This is a genomic window from Nocardiopsis sp. YSL2, from assembly GCF_030555055.1.
Lineage (GTDB): Bacteria > Actinomycetota > Actinomycetes > Streptosporangiales > Streptosporangiaceae > Nocardiopsis.
This window is the reverse complement of sequence record NZ_JAMOAO010000001.1, coordinates 6,167,506-6,178,812: the sequence shown is the minus strand read 5'-3', so window position 1 is coordinate 6,178,812 and position 11,307 is coordinate 6,167,506. Positions and strand designations below refer to the sequence as shown.

Annotated in this window: 8 protein-coding genes; 5 read left to right on the top strand and 3 right to left on the bottom strand. The window is 67.3% G+C overall.

Annotated features, from left to right (window positions below):
- The first annotated feature begins 79 nt into the window (after positions 1-79).
- The 3 genes from M1P99_RS27200 to M1P99_RS27190 are packed head-to-tail and all read left to right on the top strand — an operon-like array spanning position 80 to position 7,531.
- The gene (locus tag M1P99_RS27200; protein ID WP_304455439.1) at positions 80-4,036 is read left to right on the top strand and encodes a TerB N-terminal domain-containing protein; all 3,957 of its coding nucleotides are present in this window, start codon (positions 80-82) and stop codon (positions 4,034-4,036) included.
- Complete coding sequence (locus M1P99_RS27195; protein ID WP_304455438.1) at positions 4,033-5,358, top strand: ATP-binding protein; 1,326 nt, start codon at positions 4,033-4,035, stop codon at positions 5,356-5,358. Before M1P99_RS27200 ends, M1P99_RS27195 begins: the two co-directional genes overlap by 4 nt.
- Positions 5,327-7,531: a DEAD/DEAH box helicase gene (locus tag M1P99_RS27190; protein WP_304455437.1), complete on the top strand. Its 2,205-nt coding sequence runs from the start codon at positions 5,327-5,329 to the stop codon at positions 7,529-7,531. Before M1P99_RS27195 ends, M1P99_RS27190 begins: the two co-directional genes overlap by 32 nt.
- A 165-nt stretch (positions 7,532-7,696) precedes the next feature.
- Here M1P99_RS27190 and M1P99_RS27185 read toward each other — a convergent pair whose 3' ends face one another.
- Entirely contained in the window at positions 7,697-8,668 is a 972-nt protein-coding gene (locus tag M1P99_RS27185; protein WP_369696573.1) for an N-6 DNA methylase, read from the bottom strand.
- 99 nt (positions 8,669-8,767) lie between these two features.
- On the opposite strand from M1P99_RS27185, the gene M1P99_RS27180 reads away from it, so the two are divergent.
- A complete protein-coding gene (locus tag M1P99_RS27180; RefSeq protein ID WP_304455436.1) occupies positions 8,768-9,850 on the top strand; it encodes an IS630 family transposase in 1,083 nt (360 codons plus the stop codon).
- 48 nt (positions 9,851-9,898) lie between these two features.
- Here M1P99_RS27180 and M1P99_RS27175 read toward each other — a convergent pair whose 3' ends face one another.
- On the bottom strand, positions 9,899-10,111 hold the full coding sequence (locus M1P99_RS27175) for a hypothetical protein (protein WP_304455435.1): 213 nt from the start codon (positions 10,109-10,111) through the stop codon (positions 9,899-9,901).
- 16 nt (positions 10,112-10,127) lie between these two features.
- Positions 10,128-10,466 carry a hypothetical protein gene (locus tag M1P99_RS27170; protein ID WP_304455434.1) on the bottom strand — a complete coding sequence of 113 codons (339 nt, stop codon included), beginning with the start codon at positions 10,464-10,466 and terminating at the stop codon, positions 10,128-10,130.
- 26 nt (positions 10,467-10,492) lie between these two features.
- Here M1P99_RS27170 and M1P99_RS27165 point away from each other — a divergent pair, with 26 nt between their 5' ends.
- Positions 10,493-10,879, top strand: a complete 387-nt coding sequence (locus M1P99_RS27165; protein WP_304455433.1) for a DUF4253 domain-containing protein — start codon at positions 10,493-10,495, stop codon at positions 10,877-10,879.
- The last annotated feature ends 428 nt before the right edge of the window (positions 10,880-11,307 follow it).

Below are 11,307 nucleotides of genomic sequence, written 5' to 3'. Positions count from 1 at the left end.
CCCCCGCACAGGGCCTTCACACGGCGTGCTCGATTCGGTCCCTCTTCCCTGCTCCACCTGGTCCGAACCTGGAGGTCGGGTGCGTTTCTCCTTCTTTGAGAAGGCAGCTTCGAAACGGAATACCCCCACTTCGGTGCGTGAGGGCACGCACGGGCTTGTGTGGTACCCGGTGGGAGCCGCGATGAATGTGCGGGGAACCACAGTCCAAGGAGGGCTGCTCTACCTCAAGGACTCCGATTCCTCGGTTGAGGGCTCCACCGGGATGATCGAATCCGAGCTCCCTGTGGGGTCTTCGCGGCGCCCCGCCTTCAACTCGGGATCGCCGCCCAACCGTCCCGTTCCCTATCGGGAGCTCCACGAGGACGCCCGGGCCCACTACCTCCAGTGGCTCGTCGACGGCCGGGACGCCCGGGGCGTCGAGTCCGGCTTCGTGCTCAACTACTTCTGTGGACTTGAACGACGGGCCTTTCACCTGATGCAGCGTGGGGAGGGCACCGAGGAGCTTGTCTCCATCGCCTCCGAGATCCGTAGGCTCTCCGCGAGGTACGCCATCCATGGGGTCCTCGTGCGCCGCTCGGAGGAGCTTCTTCGGGTGCTCGAAGTGGTCCCTGCGGGGGCGCGTGAATCGTGGAGGTTCACCGGTGCTCCGCTGCCCGGGCAGCGGACGTACGACGCCCTCCACCGCGCCAGTGCCCACGTCCACTACGGAGCGCCGGAGGCCTCGCCAGCCCTTTCCCAGGTTGCCGTGGCTCCTTCGGTCCCTGAGACCGACGGGCCTTCCGTGACCAGTCCTGGGACAGCTGCTGAAGTGCGGACCGAGGAGAAGCCGACGGCCGGGGACGGTTTCATCGACCGTGAGCTCCTAGCCACGATCCAGCAGGACAACGCCGCCTCGGACAGGCTGCTGGACACCCTCTTCGAGGAGGACGAGGAGTCCGGAGAGCCGGACCCACTCGAATCGGTCACCATTCCGCCGACCGCCCCACAGGAGGGGGAGGAGCGGGATCCGCTGTCGGGCCCCCTCCGTCTTCTGCTGGCGGGTCTCGCGGACAAGGGCGAGTGCAGTCGCAGCGAAGCCGCTGACCGTGCCCGGGAGCTGGGACTGATGCTCAATGCCGCCCTGACGGAGATCAACGAGTTCGCCGAGGAGCGGTGCGACGCGGAGGTGGTCTACGAGGACGAGGAGCTCGTCGTCGTGGACGCCCAGGTCTTCGAGGACCTCGAACTGCCAGAACTGGAAGCGCAGGCACCTATGACGAGCCCCCCGCTTCCGCCATCCGCTCCTACGGGTGAGCCCGCAACGGCTACCGATTCCGAGCTCCCCCCCACTCCAGAACCCGCTCCGGGGGCCGATACCGCGCCCGTCGGTCCGCCGCGCTGGATCAGCAGCATTGAGACCGTTCGAGTGCAGGGGCGGTCCATCAGCGACGGGATGTTCTACTACGGAGTCCCTGTTGACCGGAAGGCACGCCTTGAGGTGGTAGATGCTACCCTCCCTGCGGATACCGGGTCTGGGGGGAGGCCCACGCGGGACGAAGTCGCTGCCTACGCCGATCTCTCACCCGGGGCCAGAGGGGAGTTCCTCGACTGGCTCAAGGCCGGTCGGCCCGTTTCATCGGCCCGAGAGAGTTTCCTCGTCCTTCTGCTCCATGGCTTGGAACACCGGGCCCTAGTCGACCTCAAACCCCACAGGCAGAGCCGGGACAACCTGACGGAGCTTCTCTCCTACCTGCACTTCCTGATCTCCGACTACTCCTCTCATGAAGGGTTCGTTAGGTCCGCTGGTTCCTTCGCGGCCGTCCTGGAACGACTGGCCATGGATGAGAGGGACATCTTCTCCTCGCAGAATACCGGACCCAGTTCGAAGATGACTCAGCAGGTGCTGCAGTTCAAGCTCGGCATGTACGCCTGCACGGGGCGTCCTCTGCCTCTGGAACTGGTCGTGTTCTGGGTTCGGATGCACCCTTTCACAGCCAAGAATCCGGAAGTCCAGCGGACGAGAGAATTCCACCGGGCCTTCAGGAAGCGCTTTGTTCAAACTCTCCCCAACGGGCTGCGTCTGTCGAAGGAACTTCCGGATCTCCAGTGGTCCTACCGGCCAGCACATCCTTCTTTGGGAGTCTTCCCCGTACCTACGGGCAAGGCGAAGATGGTATGGGATCACTTCCCCACCCTGCAAACCCTCGGAATGATCTCGAGCAAGGCGCTCGATGACTGCGCCAAGCCGGGAGCCGCCCTGCCCGCTCCCAACCAGAAGAAGGCCAAGGAAGCGGACCGGACGATAGCGCCGGTGAAACAGACCAGGCCCCTGCCCGCACCGGAACAGCAGCCCGAACCGCCCGCTGTACCGTCCGTACCGCGGAAGGCGAACTCCGTAACCCGGCGCTGGTCCACCTGGAAGTCACCGGGAACCGAAGTCAGCATCGGGGGAATGCACATTCCCGACGGAATGCTATACACCGGATACGGGCCCGGGAAGGACATGGGCGCTCCCGACCTGCAGAGCGCGTCCTCACTCGACATCAACTGCGCTGTCCAGCGTCCAGACGTCGAAACGATCGGCGCGGTCTCCGACACAGTCCGCTCATACGCGGCCCTCTCTTCGCAACAGCGTTGGCACTACCTCCGGTGGTTGCAGAACCGTCACCGGTGCCAGGGGATCCCTCCGGTCTTCGTACGCCTCTACCTGCAAGGGTTGGAGCGGCGACTCGTCGACCTGGTCGGAAAGCATAATCCACGCATTCAGACCTCCAACCCGGTGCTGGCCGAGCTCAAACGCCTCCGATCCGGATTCGCGCATCACCGCGGGACCGTCTCCTACGTCGATGGTCTGCTCGAACTGGCCCGGGTCGTGCAGGACCAGGCTCCCCAGGACCCTCCGCGCTTCGATTCCGGTGCGCTAGGAACGCCGTTCTCCCTACTGCACGGGGTCGGGGCGGCGGCCGCGGAGGGAAGGCCCCTCCGCGCGGACTGGGCAGTGGAGTGGGTCGCTCTCCATGTACGCCCCGAAAACCTCGAGCACTTCCGAGCCGGTGCCAAGCGCGCTCTGGCCGGCGTCTCAGTGGCATGGCGAATCGGCCGCGAAGTGCCGCGAGGGCTGCCCGATCTCGTCTTCACCTACCGGCCCCGGTGTCCGGATCTGGGTGAGCAGGACGTGGTCCTGGAAGGGGTGCCAGACCTGACGGGGGTCGAACCGCCACAGAAGCTCGTGGATCGCATCCTTCCGACGCAGCCTTCACCTGTTTCGAACCCGCCGGTCCAGACCGACACGCCCATCAAGCAGGCGTCCCTTGTACCCGAAGAGCCCTGTGCCCCTACTGCCGCCGCAAAGGAAGGTCGGGGGTGGCAGGAGACGCGCCTGTTGATGTCGGCCTGGGCGGGGTTAGCGGTAGAGATGTCCCGTCACAGTGGAGAGTTGACCGTTCACCACCGCGTCGCCGTCATGCGGGGTGTCCTGGAATTAGGGGATGCTCCCCTCGCACGGGTACGGAATTGGCAGCTCCACCGCTTGGAGGACCAGAGCGGAGAGCCGGAGACCCAGGTGCGCGCTCTCGTCAACACCCCTCTGCCTCGGCGCGAACGCGCCGGGGACCTCCTACTGGATCTGTTGGACCTCACCGCGTCCACTACCCCGGAGCAACTGTCGTTCCTGCTGGCGGTTCACCAGGGACTGGGCCTGGAAGCCGTATTCCGTCTGCGGCTCAGCTACCGAGGCCTGGCCCCGGACCCCGCTGGCAACGGGGCGATGGGTGCCACCTGGAAGCCTCGGAAATCCACTCGTCACAGGACGGCCGCACCTGCCCGGGTCGCCGGGCTTTCCCAGGTCCAGGCCCGTCTACTGTCCGACCTAGCTCAGGTCCGCACATGGTCACTGCGGGATGTGGAGCGCCTGGCCGCCTGGTATGGGATGGCGGCTCACGCGGCTCTGGATGCCCTCAGCGAGGCCGCCTCGAAGCTCATCAGAACAGACGTGTTGGTACGGCAGGGTGACGTGGTGACCGTGCGCGTCGAACAAGTGAAGGAGATGACCAAGTGAGCCAGGCAGCCGCGGGTGGTCCGAGGATCACCAACCGCAACAGGGACATGGTCCTGAACGCCCTGCGCTCCGGCATCGTCCCGGCTCGGGAAGCGCGCCTGATCCAGGTGGGCAGGGAGAAAGAGATCGACGCCCTCGCGACCGGGATCAAGCAGGTGATCGCGGGGGACGGTATCTCACGCTTCGTCATCGGTGACTACGGCTCGGGCAAGACCTTCTTCCTCAACCTCATCTGCCAGGTGGCCCAGCAGCAGAAGCTGGTCACCATGAGGGCCGACCTCACCCCCGACCGGCGTCTGCAGGGCACTCAGGGGCGGGCCCGCAAGCTGTACTCGGCACTCGTCAGCGGAATGGGTGTCAAGGGTAAGCCCACCCAGGCGCTCTCCGCCGTGGTGGAGGGGTTCATCACGCAGGTCCGCGCCAATGCTGAGACCGGCGGCCGACCGGTCCTGCACCTGCTGCGCGAGCGTCTTCAGGCCCTGGCGGCCCATCCGGGCGGGCCCACGTTCGCCAAGGTCGTCGAGGCCTACTGGCAGGCGTACGAACAGGGCGAAGAGGCCAGGCGGGAGGCGGCACTGCGCTGGCTGCAGGCCGAGTACGCGAACAAGACCGAGGCGTCCAGGGATCTCGGAGTCCGGGAGATCATCGACGACCGGACGATCTTCGACCACCTCAAGCTCATGGCCGCGTTCACGACGATGGCGGGCTACAAGGGCCTCCTGGTGTGCCTGGACGAGTTGGTCAACCTCTACAAGCTCTCCCACAAGGGAGCCCGGGTCTCCAACTACGAGCAGATCCTCAACATCATCAACGAGACCCAGCAGGGTCAGGCGCCCCACCTGGGCTTCCTCTTCGGCGGCACCCCCGACTTCCTCACTGACGAGCACCGCGGACTGTACTCCTACGAGGCCCTGCGGTCCCGGCTGCGCGAGAATCCCTTCGCCAAGGAGGGGCTGGTCGACTACTACGGCCCGGTGATGCGCCTGGGCGGGTTCACAAAAGAGCACTTCTTCGTCCTGTTGGACAAGGTGCTCACGCTCTACACCAGCTGTGGCAACGACCTGCGGGGTGTGGACGCTGGGATCATCGAGGCCTTCATGCGGCACTGCGAGGGGCGGGTGGGCGACGCCTACTTCCGCACGCCCCGCACCACGCTCAAAGAGTTCATCGGCCTGCTGGACATCCTGGCCCAGAACCCGGGAGTCGATTGGCGGGCCCGGCTGGACAACGTGGACATCGTTGCAGAGGCCAACCCCGACCTCCAGCCCTTGCAGGAGAAGGACGACGTCGATGACACCCCCCTCGCCTCCTTCCGGCTCTGAGTCCGGCGGGTTCGCCCTTCTGGACCGGGGTGTCCAACGTTGGGTATGGGAGCAGGACTGGCGTGCCCTGCGCCCGGCCCAGGAACGCGCCATCGCCCCGATCCTGAGAGGCGACACCGACGTCGTCATCACCGCAGCCACTGCGGGGGGTAAGACGGAGGCCGCCTTCCTACCGGTGTGCTCGGCCCTGGTGCGACAACGCGAGAAGGAACCCGGCCCAGGCATACGAGCGGTCTACGTCAGCCCGCTCAAGGCGCTGATCAACGACCAGTACCGCAGGATCAGCGATCTGTGCGCTCGGCTAGACCTGCCGGTCGTCCCGTGGCACGGAGACGTGCCCGCCACTCTCAAGACGAGGGTCCGTGAAATCCCCGAGGGGATCTTGATGATCACCCCGGAGTCCCTTGAGGCCATGCTCGTCCTCAACGGGTCCGACGCGGCGCGCATCTTCCACGGGCTTTCCTACATCATCGTGGACGAACTGCACGCCTTCCTGGGGACTGCCAGAGGGAGTCAGCTGCGCTCGCTCATGCACCGTATCGAACGGGCGTCCGGACGTCGTGCCGCCCGGATCGGGCTCTCCGCGACCCTGGCCGACCTCACACACACCGCCGAGTACCTGCGTCCCGGTGAGGGCGAACGCGCGGTGATCATCCAGGACCCCGGCGCGGGTAAGCAGGTGCAGATCCAGGTTCGGGGCTACGTCGACGAGCTGCGGGGATCCGAGCGGGCGCTGGCGGTGTGCGGGGCCGCTGCCGAGCATCTGTACCTCTCCTGCCGCAACGGCCACAACATGGTCTTCGCCAATTCCCGGGCGGAGGTGGAGACCTACACCGCCCTCCTCTCGGGTCGAGCAGAGGATGACCGTCTGCCGAACCCCTTCCTGCCTCACCACGGTTCCCTGTCTGCGGAACTGCGGACGCACGCGGAGGAACGCCTCAGGCAGCGTTCCTCCCCGACCACCGTCGTGTGCACCTCCACGCTCGAACTCGGCATCGATGTGGGCTGGGTGGACACCGTGGTCCAGGTAGGTGTGCCGACTTCCGTGGCCGGGCTGCGCCAGCGCCTGGGCCGCTCCGGCCGTGGGGAGAGCGACGCCCGGCTCCTGGTGTACACGATTGAGCAGAGCGGCCCTCAAGACGTCGTCGAAGCCCTGCGCTTCGGACTGGTGCAGACGGTGGCGACCGTGGATCTGCTGCTGGAACGCTGGTACGAGCCCCCGGCACTGCGGAGCCCGAATTTCTCCACCCTCGTGCAGCAGATTTTGTCCATCCTCGCTCAGGAACACGGCGCCGCGGCCGACCACTTGTACTCTGCGCTGTGCGCCTCCGGTGTCTTCCCCGACGTCTCCCCGGAGGAGTTCGCCTCCCTGCTGCGCGGTCTGGGCGAACACGGGCTCCTCACCCAAGAGAGCGGTTCCGGGCTCCTTTTACCAGGTAGGAAAGGAGAGCGGCTGCTTGGGCACTACGGCTTCTACGCGTCGTTCGTCACCACGGAGGAATTCCAGGTAGTGGCTGCGGGGCAGAAGATCGGCACCATGCCGGTGGACCCGACGTTGGCCGCGGGAACCCTGCTGACCTTCGGAGGCAGGACGTGGCGTGTGGCCGACGTGGATCGTGATGGGGGCAGACTGCTAGTGGAAGCCGCGCCGGGGACGGGTGCACCGCCCGGGTTCAGCGGTTCTGCGGCGGGAGTCGGCGACGGCGTGCGCGAGCGGATGCTGGAGATCTACACGGGTACGACCCTGCCCGCCTACCTCGACGAGGCCTCCGCCATTCTTCTGGAGGAGGCACGGGCGACCTTCAACGCGAACGGGTTAGCGGACACATCGGTGCTCCCACGGGGGACGGACCTTTTCCTGTTCCCGTGGAAGGGAGACTCCTCGCTGGCCACACTCAGATCTCTTCTGGACCGGTACAGGTTGAGGGCAGAGATTTGCGGTGCCACGATGCTCATCCGCGACTGCACGTCGGAACGACTCCAGGAGGTCGCCCGGCGGTTGGCGGCGGACCCGGACCCCGATCCCCTCGCTATCGCGGAAGAGGCAACGGGTAGGGAGGCCGACAAGTACGACCACTATCTGCCGCCCGCCCTGCTGTCCCGGGCACACGCCGCTCGCGCGGTGGACGTCGCCGGTGCGATGGCCGCCTTGGGGACCCTGTCAAGGCGGTGATCAGCGCAGGCCGGGACGCGCCCTGCACAGGCGAATCCCGGTTCGGCGGCCGGAGTGGAAGATCTCGGACATGATCAGGGCGACCGCGGGGCCGAAGGTGTACTCGACGGTGGATCCGACCTCTGGCCGGCCGCCGGTCCGTGTCCTCTCGGAGCAGCGTCGAGGTCAGTTCGTCGGTGCGGGTTCGGTGTCGCCATCGGGAGCCAGGGCTCCCGATGTCAGTCCCTCCTTGGCGAGCTGCGCCGCCAGGGCCGAGAGCTCCCGGGCCTGCTTCTCGAACTCGGCCAGGGCTCGGAAGGCCGAACCGTACCGGCGCTGCTCCTCGGGCTCCAGTTTCGGGGCCCGGGCGGAACGGGCGTCGGAGCGGTAGGTGCCGCTGGCGCTGGTGGAACGGGGGGTGTTCGCGGCCACGGTGAGAAAGCCGGTAAGGAAGTCGGTGTCCAATCGCCCGTCCACGGCCCGGGGTCTCTCACCGTCCAGGCGGACCAGCCCGGTGTCCACCAGGTCTCCGATCCGCACCTGACCGGGCCATGGTCCCGGCCCCTGGGACAGGGCGGGCAGCAGCTCGTCCAGTCCACGGGCGGTGCGGGCGAGCTCCGCCCGGGCCTCGGCCAGCGCGCGGGGCAGGTCCTCCAGGTCCGGCTCCATGTGCCGGGCCGGGGTCAGGTCCACGTCGTCGTCGAGCAGGCCGATCAGTTCGACCTCGGCCTCGGGCTTCTCCGTCAGTTGCCATGGTCCGTCCGGGTCGGTGTCGGTCAGGTCCCACATCCGCACGGTGGTGGCCGTGTCCTCCCGATCCAACGGGCGGCGCAGCAGCCACAGGTGCACCGGTTGCGCGTGGGCGGCAGCCAACCCGGCGGGCAGGGCGATCACGTCCGTCAACAGGCCCCGCCGCACCAGTTCCGCGCGGATGCGCCGCCCGGTTCTGCGGTAGGCGCAGGAGGTGTACAGCACCACTGCGGCCTGTCCGCCGGGCGCGGTGTGTCCGTAGGCGTGCTGGAGCCAGGCCAACTCCCCTTCGGCCTTGGGCGGCAGAGCCAGTTCCCAGCGGGGGTCCATGAGCAGTTCCTCGCGGCCCCAGTCGGTGCTGGCCGGGGGCGGATCGCACACCACCAGTTCGGCCTGGTGGCCGCCCACCGGCCATCGCGCAGGGAGTCCCCGTCTCGGACCTCTGTTGACACGGGCGGTCGATGGCCACCTAGTGTTCTGATTGGTTATTTCGTTTATGGTTGCAGGATGAGTGCTCCTGGACCGAAGCTGCCCCCGCTGGAGCTGAGCGACCAAGAACGCGCCGAGCTCCAGCGGTGGGTCAGACGACGCAAGACCGCACAGGACCTGGCCCTGCGGGCCCGGATCGTGCTCGCCTGCGCCGAAGGCCTGTCCAACGCCCAGGTCCGCCGCGAGGTAGGAGTATCGGCGCCCACGGTGACCAAGTGGCGCCAGCGCTTCATCGCGCACCGCTTGGACGGCCTGACCGACGAACCCCGGCCCGGACGGCCGCGCACGATCACCGACGCCCAGGTCGAGGCGGTGGTGGCCGCCACCCTGGAGAGCACACCCGCCCCTGACACCCACTGGTCCACGCGCTCCATGGCCCAGCACACCGGCATGACCCAGAACGCGGTGTGGCGCATCTGGAACGCCTTCGGCCTGCAGCCCCACCGGCGGGAACAGTTCAAGATCTCCACCGACCCGTTCTTCATCGACAAGGTCCGCGACGTCGTCGGCCTCTACCTCGACCCGCCCGAACGGGCGGTGGCGCTGTGCGTGGACGAGAAGTCCCAGATCCAGGCGCTCAACCGCACCCAGCCGGTGCTGCCGATGATGCCCGGCACCCCCGAGCGGGCCACCCATGACTACGTGCGTGCCGGGGTGACCAGCCTGTTCGCCGCGCTGGACACCGCCACAGGGCAGGTGATCACTTCGATCCACCGCCGCCACCGCGCCATCGAGTTCAAGAAGTTCCTGGCCAAGATCGACCGCGAGGTCCCCGCGGACCTGCAGGTGCACCTGGTCCTGGACAACTACGCCACGCACAAGACCCCCGAGATCCAAAGGTGGCTACTGCGCCACCCCCGGTTCCACCTGCACTTCATCCCGACCAGTTCCTCCTGGTTGAACCTGGTCGAGCGGTGGTTCGCCGAGATCACCAACCGGCTGATCCGCCGCGGCACCCACCGCAGCGTCCAGGCCCTGGAGAAGGACATCCGCACCTGGGCCGCGTCCTGGAACGAGAATCCCCGACCCTATGTGTGGACCAAGACCGCAGAGGAGATCCTCGACAGCATCGCCTCATACTGCCAACGCATCAGCAAGTGAACTAACCAATCAGAACACTAGATCGTTGATGGGGGTTTGGTGTCCTGGTCAGTGGTCGTAAGCGATCAGGGACCGCTTGACCGGGGCGCCGATCAGCCAGTTGTGCCAGATCGCGGCGTTGAGCGCGCAGATGCGCTGACACACCCTGGCCCACAGGCCTTCGGTGCTGCGTGCGGAGTGCCGCTCCAGCCCGAGCTGGTTCTTCAATGTCCAGATCACCGCCTCGATGCGCTGGCGCAACCAGCCCGGGAACACCTTCACTGCGGGTTTGGGCTCGTCATCGCGCCGGGGCCGGATGAGCACGTGTCCCAGAGCGGCCATCGCGGTCTCGACCCCGGCCCCGGCGAACCCCTTGTCGCACACGATCGGGCACGGGCCTGGGCGCCAGGGTCTGGACGTGGGCCAGGTGCAGGGCCTGCTTGCGCTCGTCCAGCTCCTTGGGGTGGGCCAGGCTGAACGCGGCCACGGCCCCGTCCGCAGTCGTGACGAGCATCAGCTTGGCGCCCCAGTAGAAGGCGTGATGGGAGGCATCACGCCCGTAGCCCGCGATCTCGCCCAGGCCCGAGCGGTTCACGGTGACGCGGGAAGCGCCGCAGCGCAGCGGGGTGCCGTCCATCAAACGCAGCCTCTCCCACCAGGTGGGTGTGGCCCGGACCAGCCTCGGGCTGGTGGCCGCTGCTGGTGGAGGACTTCGACCGCGACCCGGACCGGTTCCTGGAGGCCCCGACGATCGACGGATTCACCGCACTCGCGGACCACGACCCGGCCGGGCTTCTCGCCGCCTGGTGGGGGCAGTACGCCGGTTCCTCCGAGCCCGACGCGGAGGAGGCGACTCCTCACCCGGAGACCGCGCCCTTCGGGAGGGTCTGGCCCGGAACGGTTCCCGCTGTTTCCCTGGCGGAGGGTGCGGCCGCTGAGCACTTCGCGTTCTGTCCGGACCTCGTCTGGCAGGGAGGCAGCCCTCACACGCTGCGGGGCTACGCCGAACGCCTCGTCGATCGCCCCGTCTGGAGTTTCTGGTGGGACTGAGGCTCCGCCGCTCGACTACGCGCGCCGCCTGCCCACCGGAGTCGCCATAGGGCGGGGAGACAAGGGTTGCGCTGACGGAGTCCGCGCGGGCCTGGGCGTCCCGCGGGCGAGCCCGGAAGCGATAGCTCGATTCAACCCTTGTCGGGAGCCCATTGCATGTGTGTATTCGGTCAGTGGACGGCGAGACCGTCCGAGTACGGATGATCGCCGAACGTCTCCTCGCTTGGGGGATTTGTTTGGTCGGGCTGCGTAGGGCTCCCGAGTGTCGTGTTCTGCCCGTTCGAGGGCTGGTGCGGGCCTCAGAAGATGGGCGTCGGCTCCGAGCACGTCAGGTTCCGCTCACCCGGTGAGCGGGGCATCGCCCGGCTCGGGATCTGGGACGTCCTGCGTAGGCCGCGGTGCCGCCCGCGCCGGGACGGAGGGATCGC

Excerpts from the sequence above, each read along its gene's own strand:
- M1P99_RS27190 (WP_304455437.1), top strand. The coding sequence starts at position 5,327 with ATGACACCCCCCTCGCCTCCTTCCGGCTCTGAGTCCGGCGGGTTCGCC.
- M1P99_RS27170 (WP_304455434.1), bottom strand. The coding sequence starts at position 10,466 with ATGGACGGCACCCCGCTGCGCTGCGGCGCTTCCCGCGTCACCGTGAAC.
- M1P99_RS27180 (WP_304455436.1), top strand. The coding sequence starts at position 8,768 with ATGAGTGCTCCTGGACCGAAGCTGCCCCCGCTGGAGCTGAGCGACCAA.